The organism is Rhodococcus sp. JVH1 (assembly GCF_000280725.2).
Classification (GTDB): Bacteria; Actinomycetota; Actinomycetes; order Mycobacteriales; family Mycobacteriaceae; genus Rhodococcus_F; species Rhodococcus_F jostii_A.
The window spans coordinates 2,519,830-2,538,222 of record NZ_CP166289.1; the positions used below are offsets into that span (position 1 = coordinate 2,519,830).

18 protein-coding genes are annotated in these 18,393 nt (G+C 70.2%); 9 read left to right on the plus strand and 9 right to left on the minus strand.

Annotated features, from left to right (window positions below; genetic code table 11):
* Positions 1 to 61: 61 nt before the first annotated feature.
* Genes JVH1_RS11350 through JVH1_RS11375 form a run of 6 tightly spaced genes read right to left on the minus strand, consistent with a single transcriptional unit; the run spans position 62 to position 6,150 of the window.
* Positions 62 to 547 (minus strand): nucleoside deaminase, encoded by a 486-nt coding sequence (locus tag JVH1_RS11350; RefSeq protein ID WP_005255312.1) that lies wholly within the window; start codon positions 545 to 547, stop codon positions 62 to 64.
* Positions 544 to 1,524 carry an ornithine cyclodeaminase family protein gene (locus tag JVH1_RS11355; RefSeq protein WP_009478035.1) on the minus strand — a complete coding sequence of 327 codons (981 nt, stop codon included), beginning with the start codon at positions 1,522 to 1,524 and terminating at the stop codon, positions 544 to 546. Before JVH1_RS11355 ends, JVH1_RS11350 begins: the two co-directional genes overlap by 4 nt.
* A 25-nt stretch (positions 1,525 to 1,549) precedes the next feature.
* Entirely contained in the window at positions 1,550 to 2,473 is a 924-nt protein-coding gene (locus JVH1_RS11360; protein WP_043780989.1) for an ABC transporter permease, read from the minus strand.
* Complete coding sequence (locus JVH1_RS11365) at positions 2,470 to 3,588, minus strand: ABC transporter permease (RefSeq protein WP_011597261.1); 1,119 nt, start codon at positions 3,586 to 3,588, stop codon at positions 2,470 to 2,472. Before JVH1_RS11365 ends, JVH1_RS11360 begins: the two co-directional genes overlap by 4 nt.
* Positions 3,585 to 5,132 carry an ABC transporter ATP-binding protein gene (locus tag JVH1_RS11370; RefSeq protein WP_009478034.1) on the minus strand — a complete coding sequence of 516 codons (1,548 nt, stop codon included), beginning with the start codon at positions 5,130 to 5,132 and terminating at the stop codon, positions 3,585 to 3,587. The genes JVH1_RS11365 and JVH1_RS11370 overlap by 4 nt, the downstream gene beginning before the upstream one ends.
* A 1-nt stretch (position 5,133) precedes the next feature.
* Entirely contained in the window at positions 5,134 to 6,150 is a 1,017-nt protein-coding gene (locus JVH1_RS11375; RefSeq protein WP_009478033.1) for a BMP family protein, read from the minus strand.
* A gap of 176 nt (positions 6,151 to 6,326) precedes the next feature.
* On the opposite strand from JVH1_RS11375, the gene JVH1_RS11380 reads away from it, so the two are divergent.
* From JVH1_RS11380 to JVH1_RS11390, 3 genes are all read left to right on the plus strand, one after another.
* The gene (locus tag JVH1_RS11380; RefSeq protein WP_009478032.1) at positions 6,327 to 7,073 is read left to right on the plus strand and encodes a GntR family transcriptional regulator; all 747 of its coding nucleotides are present in this window, start codon (positions 6,327 to 6,329) and stop codon (positions 7,071 to 7,073) included.
* A 117-nt stretch (positions 7,074 to 7,190) separates the two neighbouring features.
* Positions 7,191 to 8,048 (plus strand): septation protein SepH, encoded by an 858-nt coding sequence (gene sepH, locus JVH1_RS11385; protein WP_009478031.1) that lies wholly within the window; start codon positions 7,191 to 7,193, stop codon positions 8,046 to 8,048.
* Between the two features lie 72 nt (positions 8,049 to 8,120).
* Positions 8,121 to 8,912 carry a hypothetical protein gene (locus tag JVH1_RS11390; protein WP_009478030.1) on the plus strand — a complete coding sequence of 264 codons (792 nt, stop codon included), beginning with the start codon at positions 8,121 to 8,123 and terminating at the stop codon, positions 8,910 to 8,912.
* A 25-nt stretch (positions 8,913 to 8,937) separates the two neighbouring features.
* Here JVH1_RS11390 and JVH1_RS11395 read toward each other — a convergent pair whose 3' ends face one another.
* Together JVH1_RS11395 and JVH1_RS11400 are read right to left on the minus strand one after the other, a co-directional pair.
* A complete protein-coding gene (locus JVH1_RS11395; protein ID WP_009478029.1) occupies positions 8,938 to 9,228 on the minus strand; it encodes a DUF2537 domain-containing protein in 291 nt (96 codons plus the stop codon).
* Between the two features lie 2 nt (positions 9,229 to 9,230).
* A complete protein-coding gene (locus JVH1_RS11400) occupies positions 9,231 to 10,037 on the minus strand; it encodes an RNA methyltransferase (RefSeq protein ID WP_007301148.1) in 807 nt (268 codons plus the stop codon).
* A gap of 70 nt (positions 10,038 to 10,107) precedes the next feature.
* On the opposite strand from JVH1_RS11400, the gene JVH1_RS11405 reads away from it, so the two are divergent.
* From JVH1_RS11405 to JVH1_RS11430, 6 genes are all read left to right on the plus strand, one after another.
* Positions 10,108 to 10,947 (plus strand): SDR family oxidoreductase, encoded by an 840-nt coding sequence (locus tag JVH1_RS11405; protein WP_009478028.1) that lies wholly within the window; start codon positions 10,108 to 10,110, stop codon positions 10,945 to 10,947.
* 62 nt (positions 10,948 to 11,009) lie between these two features.
* Positions 11,010 to 11,903 carry a MoxR family ATPase gene (locus tag JVH1_RS11410; RefSeq protein ID WP_009478027.1) on the plus strand — a complete coding sequence of 298 codons (894 nt, stop codon included), beginning with the start codon at positions 11,010 to 11,012 and terminating at the stop codon, positions 11,901 to 11,903.
* Positions 11,900 to 13,024, plus strand: coding sequence for a VWA domain-containing protein (locus tag JVH1_RS11415; RefSeq protein ID WP_009478026.1), 1,125 nt, complete (start codon positions 11,900 to 11,902; stop codon positions 13,022 to 13,024). The genes JVH1_RS11410 and JVH1_RS11415 overlap by 4 nt, the downstream gene beginning before the upstream one ends.
* 96 nt (positions 13,025 to 13,120) lie before the next feature.
* The gene (locus JVH1_RS11420; protein ID WP_009478025.1) at positions 13,121 to 13,654 is read left to right on the plus strand and encodes a (2Fe-2S)-binding protein; all 534 of its coding nucleotides are present in this window, start codon (positions 13,121 to 13,123) and stop codon (positions 13,652 to 13,654) included.
* Positions 13,651 to 16,026 carry a xanthine dehydrogenase family protein molybdopterin-binding subunit gene (locus JVH1_RS11425; RefSeq protein ID WP_009478024.1) on the plus strand — a complete coding sequence of 792 codons (2,376 nt, stop codon included), beginning with the start codon at positions 13,651 to 13,653 and terminating at the stop codon, positions 16,024 to 16,026. The genes JVH1_RS11420 and JVH1_RS11425 overlap by 4 nt, the downstream gene beginning before the upstream one ends.
* Entirely contained in the window at positions 16,023 to 16,877 is an 855-nt protein-coding gene (locus JVH1_RS11430) for a xanthine dehydrogenase family protein subunit M (RefSeq protein ID WP_009478023.1), read from the plus strand. Before JVH1_RS11425 ends, JVH1_RS11430 begins: the two co-directional genes overlap by 4 nt.
* Positions 16,878 to 16,893: 16 nt before the next feature.
* On the opposite strand, the gene JVH1_RS11435 is transcribed toward JVH1_RS11430, so the two are convergent.
* The gene (locus JVH1_RS11435; RefSeq protein ID WP_043781047.1) at positions 16,894 to 18,225 is read right to left on the minus strand and encodes an MFS transporter; all 1,332 of its coding nucleotides are present in this window, start codon (positions 18,223 to 18,225) and stop codon (positions 16,894 to 16,896) included.
* Between the last annotated feature and the right edge of the window lie 168 nt (positions 18,226 to 18,393).

Here is an 18,393-nt window from a genome sequence, read left to right on the forward strand (position 1 = left end):
CCGGCACACACGTCCGTCAGCCCCCGGCACCTCCGTGCCGGGGGCTGACGGCGTTCGAGGGTCAGTCCGTGTCGAGGAAGCGGTGGAACGGTGCGAGCGCCTCGTCGCCGAGATGCGGTCCGCTGACCTCGATCTCGACGCTCGCGGATTCGAGTACGTCGGAGCAGCCCAGAGTGAACCGTGGACCGTCCGGGAGTATCCGGGAGAAGTCCGCGGACGACGCCGCGTAGACCACCCGCGTGATGCCGGCCCACACCATCGCCGCACTGCACATCGGGCACGGCTCGCCGCTGGCGTACATGGTGGCGCCGACGAGGTCGCCGGTTCGTCCCTCACCGCAGGCGGTGGTGATCGCGTCGAGTTCCGCATGCTCGGTGACGTCGGCGGACGTCGCGACGGAGTTGGCGCCCTCGCTGATCACGTGACCGTCGGCCCCGACCGCCACCGCACCGAACGGTCTGTTGCCCGCGTCGCCCGTCTCGTCGGCGAGTTCGATGGCTCGCCGCAGGTGCGCTAGGTCCACGTCGTCGACATCGCTTTGGCTCATCGACTCAGATCCACTTCTGTTCCGACGCCCCGTTCCCGGGCTCTGTCGATCAGTATGCGCGCCGCGGCGAGGTCCTGGAGGCCGATCCCGACGGAGTTGTACAGCGTGATGTCCCGATCGGATGTGCGGGCGACGGTGCGGCCCGCGATGACGTCGCCCAACTCCACGGCGACGTCGTCCTCGATGATCGCGCCCTCGGCGAGCGCCAGCAGCGTCTCCCCCGATTTGGTCATCGTGGTGGCCACCGAGTCGACGACCACGCGGGCACGCCGCATGCCCTCGCCGTCGACCTCCCGGTGGTCCGCGCGCGGCGGCGCGCCCACGGCGTTGACGTGCAAGCCTTCGCCGAACCAGGCTCCCCGCACGATCGGGTCCCTCGACGGTGTGAGTGTGCAGAGAACGTCGGAAGACCGGGTGACCGCCTCGGGCGAGTCCATCGGCTTGACCGAGATTCCGAGATCCTCTGTCCGGCTGCGGAATTCCTCGACCGTTGCGTCCGAGCGCGACCACACCAGCACCGTCTCGACGTCCGACACCCGGGTGATCGCCCGGGCGTGTTCGACGGCGAGGGTCCCGGCGCCCACCAATCCCAGCACCCGGCTGCCTCGGCGCGCGAGGTGTTGCGTGGCCACGGCGCTGGCGGCGGCGGTGCGCACGGCGGTGATCAGGCGGCCGTCGAGGAGCGCCTCGCACTCGCCGGTGTCCGCGGACGTCACGAGCACGGCCGAACGTTGCACGGGCAGACCGCGGGCGGCGTTGCCGGGAAGATCGACGAGCATCTTCACCGCGGCCGCGCCGGCCGAGGTCGCCGCCGCGACCATCGGGATGAACGCCGCGGACTGCAGGGTCATAGCGGGTGGGGCGGGTGCAAACGCCCTGCCCGCGGCCAGGTCGGCGTGCGCCCGTTCCACCGCGGCGAACACCTCGGCGCGGTCGATGAGGCCGGCCACGTCGGAGTGGGAAAGGATCAGTGTCACAAGAGTTTCCTCGCTGAGAGATCGATCAGGACATGCGCGCGAACGCGACGGTCAGGTTTGCGGGTGAGCGGCTGTTGCGGAGGAATCCACTGACCGCGACGATCGCGATCACGTAGGGCAACATGACGAGCAGGGCGAACGGCACGCTGACACCGAGGGCGGGCAACGCGAACTGGAGCGCCTGCGCGATCCCGAAGAACACGGACGCGCAGATCACGCCGAGTGCGCGCCACCTGCCCGCGATCACGGCCACGACGGCCAGGTATCCGATTCCGGCGGTCATGTTGTCGCTGAACGACCGCACCTCGGACAGCGCGAGCTGCGCCCCGGCCAAGCCCGCCACCAGTCCCGCGACGAGCACGCACAGGTAGCGGACCTTCCGCACCGGCAGTCCACTCCAGTCGGCCGACTTGGCGTCTTCCCCGACCGCGTCGACGACGAGACCGGTCCGCGTCCGGCGCGACAGGGTGACGGCCAGCAGCCCGACCACGGCGATGCAGAGGTAGCCGAGAGCCGTCTGGGAGAAGAGAGCCGGTCCGAGGATCGGGATCCGGTGCAACAGCGGGATCTCGAGTGCCGCGAACCCCGGGGCGTTCTGCCCCTTGCCGTCCGCGAGCAGCAGCCGGGCGCCGTAGGTGGTGACACCGAGCGCGAGGGCGTTGCTCGCGATGCCCACCACGATCTGGTCGGCCCGCAACGTGACGCTCAGCAGTGCCTGCAGCAGCCCGAACAGCAACCCGGCCGCCAGTCCGGCCGCGAGACCGCCCACCGCGGATCCGGTGGTGACGGCGCCGAGCACGCTGGCGAACGCCCCGGTCAGCATCATGCCCTCGAGGCTGAGGTTCAGCACGCCTGCCCGCTCGCTCACCAGTTCCCCGCTCGCGGCCACCAGGATCGGGAGTGCGAATCCCACGCCGCTGACGGCGATGTCCGACACCGTGTCGATCATTTCTTCGCTCCTGCCAGGTCGGGGACGTCGTGGGTCTTCGCCGTCGGCGCGGCCGCGGATCTCGATCTCCGGCCCGTCGCGGTCCACAGCACCGCTCCCGCGATCAGGATGATCATGAGCGATTCCACGATCGAGACGGTCGATGCCGGAACACCGGCTGCGAGTTGCAAATTGATTCCGCCGGACACGAGGAATCCGAGGAGCAGCGACACGGCGCCGACGGCGAGCATGGAACCGCGCGCCAGGAGTCCGACGACCAGCCCGGAGAACCCATAGCCGGAGGAGAATCCTTCGACGAGCACGAACGGTGCCGTCGCGACGAGGATCCCGCCCGCGAGCCCGGAGAACGCGCCTGCCGAAGACAGGCTGAGGAAGCGCAGCCGCCCGACCTGCAGTCCCAGCCGCGCCGACGCGTCCGGGTTCAGGCCGACCGAGCGCAGTCGCACGCCGACCGCCGTCCGGCGCAGGACCACGCCCACGATCAGCACCGCGACCACGGCGATCCACAACGCGATCGTTCCCGGCGAACGCTCGATCCCCAGCAACGGCAGGTGCGCGGACTCGATCAGCGGCGCGGACTGCGGCAGTGTCTCCGAGGACGTGACGGGCTGACGAAGGAGGCTGGGCTCGTGCACCATCAGCAGCACCAGCGCGAGGCCGACGAAGTTCAGCAGCAGCGTCGTGATGATCTCGCTCGTGCCCCGGCGGACCCTCAGGTACGCGGCGATCGCAGCCCATGCCCACCCGGCACCGGCCGCGGCGAGGAGAACCGCGGTGACGGCGATCGGCGCGGGGGTGCCCGCCCCCAGCGTGGTGCCGACCGCGGTCGCGGCGATGCCCCCGACGCACAGCTGGCCCTCACCGCCGACGTTCACCAGTCCGGCCCGGTGCGCGACGGTGAATCCGGCCGCGACGAGAGCCAGCACCGCAGCAGTGTTGAGCGAGACTCCGATCGCGTAGCTGCTGCCGAACATCCCCTCGGACAGCGCTTCGGCGGTCTCGGTCACGGTGGCACCCGCGGCCGCGGCGAGGAGCACTCCGACGAGTCCCGCGAGGGCGATCGCGGCGATCGCCACCGGAAGTGGGTGATGTGCCCAGGTTCGAAGTCGAGTCATGCCGCCGTTCCCGTCATCAGTTCACCGATCTGCTGCCCCGCAGAGGCCGCCGCCGTGTCGACGGGCCCCAGCAGGGCCCCGCGGTAGCTGACGAAGATGCGGTCGCACAGCGCGAGCAGTTCGGAGATCTCGCTGGACACGACCAGGACTGCGTTTCCCGAGGAGGCGCAGCCGCGGAGTTGGTTCAGGACGTACTCGACCGCCCCGATGTCGAGTCCGCGGGTGGGCTGCGCCGCGACCAGACACTGCAGCTTCTCCGTGGACAGTTCGCGGGCCAGGACGACCTTCTGCTGATTGCCTCCCGACAGCGCACCCATGGAGGTTCCCGGTCCGGGTGTCCGTACCGAGAACTGCTCGATCAGGTCGCGGGCCGCGGCATCCATCCGACTTCGGTCGAGCAGGCCCATCCGGCGGAAGCGGTGCAGGCGGCCGAGGAAGAGGTTCTCCGACAGGGACAGTTCCGCCACCATCGCCTCCCGGTGGCGGTCCTCCGGCACCACCCCGAGACCGAGGCGGGTGCGTTCGGCCGGGGATGCCGACGTGATGTCGGCGTCGCCGAGCGTGACCGTGCCCGACTCGGGTCGGGTGGCACCGGAGAGCACGGCGACCAGTTCGCTCTGCCCGTTCCCCTCGACGCCCGCGATTCCGACGATCTCGCCGGCCCGCACCTCGAGCCCCACGCCGGACAGGGCGACACTGCCGTCCACCCGGGTGGCGCGGACGCCGCGGAGCCCGAGGACGACGGGGCCGGTCGCCCGCCGCTCGGGCATCGCGCCGCTGTCGCTCTCCGTACCGACGCCCGCGGCGAGCGCCGGACCGAGTTCGGACACCGGTCTTCCGACCATCGCCGTCGTCAGCTGGGGGATCGTCAGCTCCGACATGCGGCCCCCACCTGCGACCTCACCTCCGCGCAGCACGGTCGCGGCGTCCGCGACCCGGGCCACCTCACCGAGTTTGTGGGTGACGAGGACGACCGCCTTGCCCGCCGCCGCGACCGCCTGGCACGTCTCGATCAGGGCGTCGATCTCGCCGGGATCGAGTACCCCGGTCGGCTCGTCCAGCAGGATCAGCGCGGGGTCGGCGAGCAGGGCCTTCACGATCTCGACCTTCTGCCGCGCACCGATCGGCATGGCGGAGACCAGCGCGTCCGGATCGATCCTCAGGTGATAGTCGTCGGCGAGTCGATCGAGGCGGGTCCGTAGTTCCGCGCGGCGCAGTCGCAGTCCCCGTCCGGTGAGCAGCAGGTTCTCGGCGACGGTCATCGTGCCGATGAGACTGAAGTGCTGGTGCACCATCGCCACGCCGTCCGCCATCGCGGCCGCGGGCGAACCGGGCGCGTATCGGCGACCGGCCAGGGTCATCGTTCCGGTGTCCGGCCACAGACCGCCGTACACCACGTTGCAGAGCGTCGACTTCCCGGCCCCGTTCTCCCCGAGGATGCAGTGCACCGTGCCGGGTTGCACCGACAGGTCGACACCGCGGAGGGCCCGGACGTCGCCGAAGCTCTTCCCGATTCCGTTGAGCTGCAGTGCTGGTGTGCTCATGTCAGCCCGCTCGGTAGGGCTCGACGGCACCGGTGGCCAGGGCGGTCTTCGCCTTGCCGAGCGCGTCGGCGACGGCGGGGTCGGCGCTGCAGAGCACGAAGTCGGTGCCGCCGTTCGGTGACGTCAGGCCGAACGCCACGTTCTCGGCCTTCCACGTTCCGTCCAGGGTGGCCTGGACGGCATACTCCACTTCCTTGCCGATGTCGGTGTGCACGTAGCCGACGTAGGCGGGGTTCGAGCAGTCGCCGGGAATCGGCCCGCCCACCATCAACGCGCCCGACTGCGCGGCGGCCTGTTCCAGCCCGGACTTGCCGAGGTTCACGATCTGCCCCACCGCGCCCGCGCCGGCGCCGTAGTTGGCGAGCGCGGCCTGCTTCGCCTTGGCCGGGTCGTTGAAATCGCCCAGGTACTGCGGGGTGAGCACCTGGGTGCCGGGCCGCGCGAACTCGGCGCCGTTGCCGAAGGCCTTCGCGGCGTTCACGATGGCGGGCAGTTCGACGCCGCCGACGAACGATACGGACGGGGTCTTGGACGCCGTCGCCGCGACCGCTCCGCTGAGGAACTCGGCCTCCGCCTGCTGCGGGTCGTAGTAGGCGAGGTTCGGCAGCGGTGACGCGTCGGCGGGTCCGCCGATCTCGACGAATTTCACGTCGGGGAACTGGGGTGCGACCTTGCGGACGTCGGCGTCCGTCTGACCGCCGAGCGAGACGACGACGTCGTTCGCGGTCGCGAACCGCACCAGGGCCTGCTGGTAGTCGGCGGCGGCGACCTGCTCGACGTAACTCAGCTCCACCCGGTCGCCGAGGGTTTCCTCGAGACGCTGGTAGCCGAGATACCCCGATTCCATGAAGCCCGTGTCGGAGACGGAGCCGGGGAAGAACACCCCGACGCGGAGGGTGTCACCGGAGGCGGTGCCTGCGTCCGACGACCCGCAGGCCGTCAGGGTAGTCGCGAGAGTCGCGGCCGCGCACAGCGCGGGGACGAGGGTTCGGGCTCGGGCGGAGAGGGTCGTGTTCACGCGCTGGACTCCTTGACTCAGGAACCGCCACAGTTAGCGGTATACCGTTATTTGAATCTTGGGGGCGCGTCATTTCCGCCGTGTTACACAGACGTAAGGACCCGCATCCACCCGAGGGCGGCGCGCTTGTGCGCTCTACGGTGGCTGACGTGGCCACCACGACGACAGGAGACCGCGTGAACGGTGCAACCGACGCGTCGGCGCCGAAGTCACTGCGCGAGACCGCGTACGAAGAACTGGCCAGGCGCATCGTCAACCTGCAGCTCGCGCCGGGCCAGCGCCTGCTCGAACGCGACCTCGCCGCGGAACTGCAGGTGTCCCGGATCCCGCTGCGCGAGGCCCTGCAACAGCTCCAGACCGACGGACTCGTCGTGATCGTCCCGCGGCGCGGAGCGATCGTCGCCCCGTTCGGCGTCGACGAGGTCCGCGACCTCTTCGACGTCCGCGAAAGCCTCGAGGTGCTCGCGGCCCGGCTCGCCGCGCAGCGAGCGGACGACTCCCACCTCACGGCACTGCGCGACCAACTCACCGCGGCGCGTTCGGCCACAGCGCGCGACGACAAGCCCGCCATCGCCGCCGCGAACGCCGCATTCCACGCCGTCATCGTGGAGATGTCCGGCAGTCCGCTGCTGCAGTCGATGCTGCAACCTCTCGCGACGCGCGTGCAGTGGTTGTTCCACCTCACCAAGGAACGCGATCCCGGTCAGCAATGTGACGAGCACGCCGACTTGTACGAGGCCATTGCTGCGGGCGACGCCGACCGCGCCGCCGAGATCGCGTACCGGCACGTCGCGTCGGGCCGCGAACCCAGCCTCGCGCTGGCCGAACACTGGTCTGCACCGGCGATCGACCCGGTCGAAGCCACCCGCACGAGGCAGCGCACACCCCGCAGGAAGGGCCGATCACGAAACGACGAAGCCTAGCGCGGCCGCGACGCCGGGACGGGATTTACCCGCGCGTGTCCTGCCGCGCGGGCTGTCACGAATGAATTACAGTTGCCCAGGTGCAAAGTCGCGAGCCGGCGCGATAAGGAGGTCAACGTGCGAGAGCTTCGAGTGATCGGTCTCGAGCCAGATGGATCGCACGTCGTGTGCGCAGATGCCAGTACCGGCGAAAAATTCCGGCTTCCCGCCGATGACAAACTCCGCGCCGCATCCCGCGGGGACATCGCTCGACTCGGCCAGATTGAGATCGAAATGGACAGTCAGCTCAGGCCCCGTGAAATCCAGGCCCGCATCCGTGCCGGCGCCTCCGTCGAACAGGTGGCCGACGAGGCCGGCATCCCCCTGGCGAAGGTGGAGCGTTTCGCGTATCCGGTTCTGCTCGAACGCTCCCGTGCGGCCGAGATGGCGCAGGGCGGACACCCGGTCCGCGACAACGGCCCCGCCGTTCCCACTCTCGCCGAGATCGTCACGCAGGCGTTCCGCGCTCGGGGGCACAACATCGACGACGCCACCTGGGACGCGTGGCGCGACGAGGACAATCACTGGGTCGCCCAGCTGCAGTGGCAGGCCGGGCGGACCACCAACGCGGCGCACTGGCGGTACCAGCCGGACGCGCACGGTGGCACCATCGTCGCGCTCGACGACACCGCGTTCGACCTGATCGATCCCGACTTCGGCCGTCCGCTCCGCGGATTGGCGCCGGTGGCGTCCGACGAGCCGGAGCAACTCGAACTCGCCGAGTTCCCCACCGAGGTGGAGGTGCCGACAATCGAGCCCGAGGAGATCATCGAGGCCGACGTCACCGAGGAACCCGAGGACGAGCCCGCCCCGTCCGAAGAGCCCGCCGCACCCAAGATCGCCCCGCACCAGACGAACAACAAGGACAAGCGCGGCAAACCCGCCCTCCCGTCCTGGGACGACGTCCTGCTCGGTGTCCGCAGCAGCGGACGCTGACCGTTTGCGCGGTGAGCAGGCCGGGAACACGGTCGAGGTCGTACTCTTTCAGGAAGACACCGGAAGAGAGGGATGACCGTGGGGGCCAAGGTATCAACGATCTGGTACGTCGACGTCCCCGACCCTGCGGCTGTGCTGCGCGGCCACCCGGAGCCTGATCCGGGCGCAGCGCAGCAACTCGCCTCCCGTCTCTATCCCGACCTGGTGGCCACCCCCACCGGCCCGGTTCCGCTGGCCGAGGCCGCACGGCTCGACTCCGCCGGGACCGTGCACATCGGTTCCTACCCCGGCGTCACCGTCGTATGCGGACCCGATCTGGCCGTCCCCCGGCCGTCGACTCTGCCCGAAACACGCGTCCGGCCCACCGAATTCGCAAAGACGTACTACGTGGCGTCCAAGCCGGACATCGCGTGGGGCTCGTTCGCGATGTGGGAGGACGGGCACCTGACGCGGTCGTTCAGCGCGACGCCGGTTCACATCCACGAGGACCTCGGCCTCCCCCTGGTGTGGGAGAGGCCGTTCTGGGCGGGCGAGTTTCCGCTGAAACATCCGGCGGGTGTCCTGCCCGACCCGCAGTCGCTGCCGTTCCACCCGCAGCAGTTCGCCGAGGGCGCCAACCGGGAATGGCTGGGCTTCCGGTACACGGGCGCCCCCGAGGGCACCGAGACCGACCCGAAGGCGCTCATCGTGCTCGGCTTCACCGTTCACCCGCCCGGCGAGGGTCCCGAAATCGAGCCTCCCGCCGAGGTGGAACAAGCCGAGGTGGAACAACCTGCCCCCGCTCCCGCCCCCGGCCCGGTGCCGGCACCCGCTCCGCCGCCAGCTCGCAAAGGCGGACTCCTCCGCCGTTACTTCGGTTTCTGACCACTCCGGCCGGAGTCAGGCGCAGTCAGGCGGCACCGACGAGCAGCGCCGTCCAGCCGGCGACAACTCCGGCGGCGGCCCCGTACACCAGCCACCGCCAGACCGGCGTCCGGCGCAGTCGCCACACCGACGGTGCGACCCCGGCGACCACGACGAGTTCGAGGACCACCGCCAGGGCGAGGTGGATCCGGGCGAGCTGCGAGCCGAAGGCCATGATCGCGACCGCCACCACTACCGCGGCGAACCCCGCCACGAGAAGTCCCGTGAACCACGGTGTTCCCGTCGGCTGCGGATACGGGGAATGAGGGTGCAGCATTCTCACCGACCCGTGCGGACGCGCTCGTAGAACGCCATCGCCGCCGCCGTCGCGACATTGAGCGAGTCCGTTCCGGGTGCCATCGGGATGCGGGCACGAATGTCCGTGGCCCGCATGGCGTGTTCGGTGAGTCCGGGGCCTTCCGCGCCCAGCAGCAACGCCACCTTCTCCCCTGTCATCGCCTCGGCGAGCGTCACCGCCTCGGGGTTCGGGGTCAGCGAGATCAGCTGGAAACCCCGCTCCCGCAAGGCGTCCAGGTCGTGTGGCCACTTCGTGACGTGCGCGAACGGGACCCGGAGCACGTGCCCCATCGACACCCGGACCGCCCGGCGGTACAGCGGGTCGGCGCAGCCCTTGCCGAACACCACGGCGTCGACGCCGAGCCCTGCCGCGTTACGGAACATCGAGCCCAGGTTCTCGTGATCGTTGACGCCCTCGAGCACCGCGACCGTCCGGGCGTGCTCGAGCACGTCCGGCAGTTCGAGCGGCGCGGGGCGACGCGCCGCCGCGAGCACGCCCCGGTTGAGGTGGAACCCGACGACCTCGGCCATGACATCCGCCGTCGTCCGGTAGAACGGCACGTCCACGTCTGCGAGGTCGTCCGTGAGTTCCTCCAGCCGCCGATCGACGCCGAGCAGCGCGATCGGGTCGAACCGGGACGTGAGCAGGCGCTGCGCCACCAGCACGCCTTCCGCGATCACCAGGCCCTTGCCCTCGGGGAGGTCGGGACGCCGGTCCGAGGAATTGAGATCGCGGAAGTCGTCCAGCCTGGTGTCGGCCGGATCTGTTATGTCGATGACGTGAACCACCGGTCCATCGTGCCGTATGCGGGGCGTCACAGCGTTGACTCCCCTCCACCGAGCGCGAAAGCTCGGAGGAATGAAGCAACTGCAGGGACGCACGGCTCTGGTGACCGGCGCCTCCGGCGGTCTCGGCCGCGTCGTCGCCCGGGCCCTCGCCCGGGAGGGCGTCGCCGTCGCGGTGTCCGGGCGGCGTGAGGACCGACTCGCGGAAGTCGTCGGAGAATTGCGTGCGCTCGGTGTGCGCGCCGAGGCCGTGCCCGCGGACCTGAACCGACTCGGTCAGCTCGATTCGCTGGTCGAACGCGCCGAGGCGGCGGTCGGTCCCCTCGACCTCCTCGTGAACAATGCCGGCGTGGAGAACGTCTCGGCCTTCACCCGACTCGAGCCCGGCGAACTCACCGCGATGGTCGACGTGAATCTCACCGCGCCACTGCTTCTCACGCGCCGAGTGGTGCCCGGGATGCGGGGCCGCGGTCGCGGTCACGTGGTGTTCATCTCGTCGCTGGCGGCGAAGATCGGTCCGGCGTACTGCGCGCCGTATGCGGCGACGAAGGCCGGGCTGATCGGTCTCACCCAGTCGCTGCGCGCGGAGTACGCGGGCTCGCCCGTCGGCTTCTCCGTCGTGTGTCCCGGATTCATCGCGGGCGACGGCATGTACCAGCGGATGACGGAACGCGGAATCAGGGCCGGCCGGATCACGGGCGAGACCAGCACCGACAAGGTCGCGGCCGCCGTGATCCGGGCAATCCAGCGTGACCGGCCCGAGATCGTGGAGAGCGGAGCACCGATCCGCCCGCTGCTCGCGCTGGCGCAGATCGCGCCGGGACTCGTCGAACGGGCGGCCGCGAGATTCGGCGCCACCGCGATGTTCCGGCGGTTGAGCGAGGACCGCGGCAGGGTGGAGCCGGAGGGTTGACCGCCGACCGGGGTTGTCCGAGTCGCGTATCCGGGGGCGGGCACTCACCTAGGCTCGCGGGCGTGAGTGATTCCACGCCGACGGTCGGTTCGCCTGCGGAACTGGCGCGGGCGCTCGACGCCACCGGATACCTCGCCGACGACGGCGTCGCGATGGCCGCGTTCCTCGCCATACGCATGGGACGTCCGCTGTTCTGCGAGGGCGAACCCGGCACCGGCAAGACGTCGCTCGCGGCCGCGTTGTCGGAGGCATTCGGACTGCCGCTGATCCGCCTGCAATGCCATGAGGGCATCGACGCCGCGCAGGCGCTCTACGACTGGGACTTCCCGCGACAGTTGCTGCACCTGCGGACGCTGGAGGCGGCGAGCGACGGCCTGCTCGAGGCCGACACGGTCGAACGTTCGCTGTACACCGAGCGGTTCCTGCTGGCGCGCCCCTTGCTGCGGGCCCTCACCGAAGCGCCGTGTGTGCTGCTCGTCGACGAGATCGACCGCGCCGACGACGAGTTCGAGGCATTCCTGCTGCAGGTGCTCGACGAGAATGCCGTCACCATCCCCGAACTCGGCGAGGTGCGGGCGGCGACACCGCCGCTGGTGGTGCTCACCTCCAACCGCACCCGTGAGGTGCACGACGCCCTCAAACGCCGCTGCCTGTACCACTGGCTCGAACACCCCGATCTGGCGCGGGAGGTCGCGATCCTGCGCCGCCGCATCCCCGGCATCGGGGCCGAACTCGCCGGTCAGGTCGCCCGGGCCGTCCACTCCCTGCGTGAGATGGAACTGCTCAAGCCGCCGGGAGTGGCCGAGTCGCTGGACTGGGCCCGCGCACTGCGGGAACTCGATCGGGACGTGCTGGACGCGGAGACCGCCGCCGCGACGCTCGGCGCGGTCCTCAAGTACCGCGAGGACCTCGAACGGGTGGCCCGTGCCGGACTGGACCGGCTCCTGGCGGGATGAGAGGCACGTCCACGACCCCGGACATCGGCGACCCGCTCGTGGGCATCGCCGGGTTCGCGCACGCCCTCGCGGCGGCGGGACTGTCGGTCGCGTCGGACGCCGTCGCCGCGTTCACGCGGGCCCTCCACCAGGTGGATGTGGGCGATCCGAGTCAGGTGTACTGGGCGGGTCGCGCGACGCTGTGCCGTGGTCCCGACGACATCCCGCGGTACGACTCGGCGTTCGCGGGCTGGTTCGGCGGCAGCGTCCCGGCGCGCACGCCGCGGTCCGGGGAACAGCCTCGCCGCGCCACGGCGGCCGCTCTGACCACGGCCGACGGCGGCGACATCGGTGGGAACGCGCCGCATCTGCGGGTCGCCGCGGACGACACCGAGGTGTTGCGCCACCGGGACATCGCCGACCTCACCGCGGCCGAACGCGCGCACCTCGCCGAACTGATCGCCGCCCTGCGCCCGCGGCCCCCGACCCGCCCGGCCATCCGGATGCGGCCGGCCCGCCGGGGTGCCGTTGACCCGCGGCGCACGGTGCGGGGCATGCTCGCGGCGGGCGGCGAACCGGTGCGGCCGAGCCACCACCGCAAGGCCACCCGGCCGCGCCGGATGGTGCTGCTGATCGACGTGTCCGGATCGATGAGCCCGTACGCCGACGCGCTGCTGCGCTTCGCGCACGTCGTCGCCCGCGGCAACCCCGCAGGCACCGAGGTGTTCTCACTGGGCACCCGGCTGACGCGGCTCTCCCGGGCGCTGCGGGTCCGCGACCCGGAAGTGGCGCTCGCCGCCGCGGGCCGGGCCGTTCCCGACTGGGCGGGCGGCACCCGCCTCGGCGAGACGCTGCGCGCGTTCCTGGACCGCTGGGGCAGGCGCGGTGTGGCCCGCGGCGCGGTCGTGATGATCTTCTCCGACGGCTGGGAGCGCGGTGACCCGGCCCTGCTCGCGGACCAGATGGCTCAGCTGCGCCGGCTCGCGCGCACCGTGCTGTGGGTGAACCCGCACGCCGGCGCGGACGGATACGAGCCGGTGCAGTCGGGGATCGCGGCCGCCCTGCCGTTCGTCGATCGTCTGCTCGCCGGCCACAGTCTCGCGACACTGCAGGAACTGCTCGAGGTTGCGCGCCGAACGTGACCGATCCGGAACCGGTTCCACGATTTCGGGTGTTGTTCGCGCTCCGTCGGCGCAGAGTAGGACATATCACCTGAGGCTCCCGGCTTTGGAGGCGCAATGCGCATCACTGTCACCGTCGACGGAACGGCATACACGGACGAGGTGGAACCGCGACTACTCCTCGTCCACTATCTTCGGGACCGGCTCGGCAAGGTCGGCACCGTCATCGGCTGCGACACCGGAAACTGCGGGGCGTGCACCGTTCATCTGAACGGTCACAGCGTCAAGTCCTGCTCGGTGCTCGCCGTGCAGGCCGACGGCGGCGACGTCCTCACCGTCGAGGGCCTGTCCCGGGATGGGACGTTGCACCCCGTGCAGCAGGCGTTCCGCGACAACCACGCCCTGCAGTGCGGTTACTGCACCCCCGGCATGATCATGCAGACCCTCGACCTGCTCGCCGAGGAACCCGATCCGGACGAGCGGACGGTGCGGCTGGGGTTGGAAGGCAACCTGTGCCGCTGTACCGGGTACCAGAACATCGTCAGCGCGGTGCAGGATGCGGCGCAGCGGTTGCGCGGCGGCGGCACCACCGAAACACCGGCGACGGCGGATGCACCGAAGACCGACACCGCGCAGGGAGGTGTGCGATGACCGCCACCACGGAACCGGAAATCGGGAAGGCCCGCAAGCGCAAGGAAGACGAGCATCTGGTCACGGGCCGCACCCGCTGGACCGACAACCTGGTGCTGCCGGGCATGCAGCACCTGGCGATCCTGCGCAGCCCGTTCGCGCACGCCCGCATCACCGGTGTCGACGCCTCCGCCGCCCGTGGGATGCCCGGTGTCGTCGCGGTCCTCACCGGCGCCGATCTCGCCGACGAGCAGGGCAGCCTGCCGTGTGCCTGGCCGATCACACCGGACATGAAGTCGCCGCCCGCCCCGTCCCTCGCGGTCGACGCCGTCAATTTTGCAGGCGAGGCCGTCGCGGTTGTGGTGGCGCGCAGCGCCTACGAGGCGCACGACGCACTCGAGGCGATCGACGTCGAGTACGACGACCTGCCGGTCGTGCTCGATCTCGCGGCCGCGGCTGCCGACGGCGCCGACCTCGTGCACCCGGATCTCGGGACGAACGTCAGCGCCACCTGGACCTTCGACTCCGCGGAGGCCGGCACCGGCGGCGACGTCGAGCAGGCCATCCGCGACGCCGAGGTACTCGTCGAGCGCACCTTCCGCCAGCAGCGGCTGATCCCGGCGTTCATGGAACCCCGCTCGGTGGTGGTCGACCCGACCGGCGCCCAGATCACGATGTGGTCGGCCACGCAGATCCCCCACATCCTGCGGCTGATGCTGGCGATGACGCTCGGCATCCCGGAGCACAAACTGCGCGTCGTCGCCCCGGACGTCGGCGGCGGTTTCGGCGGCAAGCTTCAGGTGACGCCGGAGGAAGTCATCGCGCTGCTCGTCGCGCGGCGACTCGGCAAGCCCGTCAAATACACCGAGTCCCGCAGCGAATCGATGGTCGCGGCGCATCACGGACGCGACCAGATCCAGAAACTGACACTGGCCGCCCGCCGCGACGGCACCGTCACCGGGATGAAGGTGGAACTGCTCGCCGACATGGGCGCGTACCTGCGGCTGGTCACCTCGGGGGTGCCGATCCTGGGCGCGTTCATGTTCAACGGCATCTACAAGTTCCCGGCGTATCACTTCACGTGCACCAACGTGTTCACCAACAAGGTGCCCACCGACGCGTATCGCGGGGCGGGCCGCCCGGAGGCGACGTTCGCGATCGAGCGGATGATGGACGAACTCGCGACCGAGCTGTCGCTGGATCCGCTGGAATTGCGGGCGAAGAACTGGATCACCCACGAGGAGTTCCCGTTCGACACCGTCGCGGGCCTGACGTACGACTCCGGCAATTACGAGGCCGCCACCGCGCATGCGCGGGAGCTGTTCGACTACGACGGGCTCCGGCGCGAACAGGCGGAGCGCCGCGAGCGGATGGACCCGGTGCAACTCGGCATCGGGGTGTCCACGTTCACCGAGATGTGCGGTCTGGCGCCGTCGCGCACCCTCGGCGCCCTGGCCTACGGTGCCGGCGGGTGGGAACACGCGGCGATCCGGATGCTGCCCACCGGCAAGGTCGAGGTGGTCACCGGTTCCTCGGCGCACGGCCAGGGGCACGAGACCGCGTGGAGCCAGGTGGTCGCGGATCAGCTCGGGGTGCCGTTCGAGGACGTCGAGGTGCTGCACGGCGACACCCAGACGTCGCCGCGGGGCATGGACACGTACGGTTCCCGGTCTCTGGCGGTCGGGGCGATCGCGGTGGTGAAGGCCGCCGAGAAGGTGATCGCGAAGGCCAGGCCCATCGCGGCGCACCTGATGGAGTGCGCCGAGGACGATCTCGAGTTCACCGAGGGCCGGTTCCGGGTGAAGGGCACCGAGAAGGCGGTCGGGATCGCCGACGTCGCGCTCGCCGTGTTCGCCGCGCACGACCTGCCCGAGGGTGTGGAGCCGAATCTGGACTCCGAGGCCGCGTACGACCCGGAGAACTTTTCGTTCCCGCACGGCACGCACCTGTGCGCGGTGGAGGTGGACACCGAGACCGGGAAGGTGGGCATCCGCTCGTACGTGTGTGTCGACGACATCGGGCACGTGGTCAACCCGCTGATCGTCGAGGGTCAGGTGCACGGCGGACTCGCCCAGGGCATCGCGCAGGCCCTGTACGAGGAGGCGGTGTACGACGAGTCGGGCACCCTCCTGTCGGGTTCCTTCGCCGAATATCACGTACCGTCGGCGGCGGATCTGCCGACGTTCACCACGGGCCGCACCGAGACTCCCGCCACCGGTAATCCGCTCGGCGTCAAGGGGGTCGGTGAAGCGGGGACGATCGCGTCCACCCCGGCCGTCGTCAATGCCGTGCTCGACGCCGTTCGCCAGTTCGGGGTGCGTGACGTCGAGATGCCGTGTACGCCGATGCGGGTCTGGCATGCCATCCACACCGCTCAGGGAGGTGCCCAGTGATTCCGTCGAGCTTCGACTACGTGTCCCCGACCTCCGTCGAACAGGCGGTGGCCGCGCTCGCCGAGGCCGGGGAGGACGCCAAGATACTCGCGGGCGGTCAGAGCCTGCTGCCGGTGCTGCGGCTGCGGTTGTCTTCGCCGAGCACCCTCGTCGACCTGGGCCGGATCGGTGAGTTGCGCGGGGTCCGCGACGACGGGGACAGCATCGTGATCGGTGCGATGACCACGTACTACGACGTGATCCGCGACCCGCTCGTCCACGAGCACGCACTGCTGCTCGTCGAGGCCACCCGCACCGTCGCCGATCCGCAGATCCGGCACCGCGGCACGCTGGGTGGTGCTCTGGCGCATGCCGATCCGGCCGGTGACCTGTGCGCGCCCGCGCTGGCACTCGACGCCACCCTGACCGCCGTGGGTACCGCGGGCAGGCGGAGCATCCCGGTCGCGGACTTCTTCGAGGGCTACTACACGACCACGCTCCGCCCGGACGAGATCCTCGTGGACGTCCGGTTTCCCAAGCACACCGGCTGGGAGGCGCGGTACGAGAAGTTCAACACGGTCGCGGAAGCGTGGTCGATCGTGGGGGTGGCCGCGACGATCCAGGTCGACGGCGGCATCATCCGGCAGGCCCGGGTGGCGCTGACCAACATGGGGGCCGTGCCGGTGCGGGCTCGCGGCGTCGAGGACGCGCTCGTCGGCAATGCCGCCGATCCCGAGCTGATCCGGGCGGCGGCCGAGCACGCCGCCGAGGGCACCGACCCGGTCACCGACGGCAACGCCGACGCCGAGTACCGCAGCCACCTCGCGAAAGTGCTGACCCGGCGGGCCGTGGCGACGGCGGTCGACGTCTGAACGGTTCCGGCAGCCGTCAGGGCCGCGGGTCGCGGCTCGCTTCCACGGCCTGCTCGGTGGCGTCGCAGACCACCACGGGGTGCGGTTCGCGAACGTTGTGCAGTTCGATCACCGGGAGATAGTTGCCGGCATCCGGTCTGCGCACCGTCACCCGCACGCGCTGGTGCCGCATCAGGTACAGGGCCGCGCCGATCCCGCTCACCAGCGAGATCGCGCCTCCGATCACGAGCGGGGCGCGGGGGTCGAGGACGTCGGCCAGCCATCCCAGAACGGGACTGCCCAGCGGGGTGCCGCCGAGGAAACAGAGCATGTAGATGCCCATCACCCGGCCGCGCATCTCGGACGGCACGGACATCTGCAGGATGTTCATCGCCGCCGTCGTGAACGTCAGCGTCAGCGCGCCGGTCGGGACGAGCATGATCGCGACCAGCAAGTAGGTGGGCATGAGTCCCACCAGGATCTCGAAGGCCCCGAATGCGGCCGCGGCCCCGAGGAACGTGCGCAGCCGCGGCGGGGTCTTGCGTCTCGCGGCGATCGTGGCGCCGGCGAGCGTGCCTACGGCGAGGGTGGTCGACAACAGTCCGTAGGCGTCCGCACCGCGATCGAACGTGTTGCGGGCGAGAACGGCGAGACTGATCGGGAAATTCAGCCCGAACGTCGACACCATGAACACCGCCACCATCAGCACCCGCAGATCGGTGCGTCCCCACACGTACCGGAAACCCTCGCGGACCTGCCCTTTCCCGCGTTCCGCCTGGGGCGCCGTGAACAGTTCGCGGGTGTTCATCATCAGCAGGGCGATCAGCACGCCGGTGAACGTGCCCACGTTGAGCAGGAACACCCACCCCGTGCCGATGAGAGTGATCAGCACACCGGAGATCGCCGGACCGATGATGCGAGCGGTGTTGAACGTCATGGAGTTCAGGGCGATGGCATTGGGCAGCGACTCCTTGCCCACCATCTCGATCGTGAACGACTGCCGCGCCGGCGCGTCGATCGCCGACGCGCAGCCGAGCAGAAACGCGATGAGGTAGACGTGCCACAGGGCCACCAGCCCGCCGACGTCCAGCAGCCCGAGCACCAGTGCGCACAACGCCATCGACACCTGCGTCGCGATCAGGATGCGCCGCTTGTCGTACCGGTCGGCGAGCACCCCGCCCCACACGGACAGGAACAGGGTCGGACCGAACTGCAGTGCCATCACGATGCCGACCGCGAGCGCGTTGCCGTTCGACAACGTCAGGACGAGCCAGTCCTGCGCCACCCGCTGCATCCAGGTTCCGACGAGGGAGACGATCTGCCCCGACGCCCACAACCGGTAGTTCCGGGTGCGGAGAGCGGCGAACATGCCGGTCTTCGGCTGGGCTGAGGCGGTGGTCTCGGATTCGGGCGGCACACATCCATCTTGCTCCCGGACCCGGCGTACCATCGACCGGCCCTGGGGAGAGATCACTCCGGATGCCGGCTACGTTCTCCGGCAACGGGTTCCCTGCACCTCGGGGTGCGGGCAGTCGAA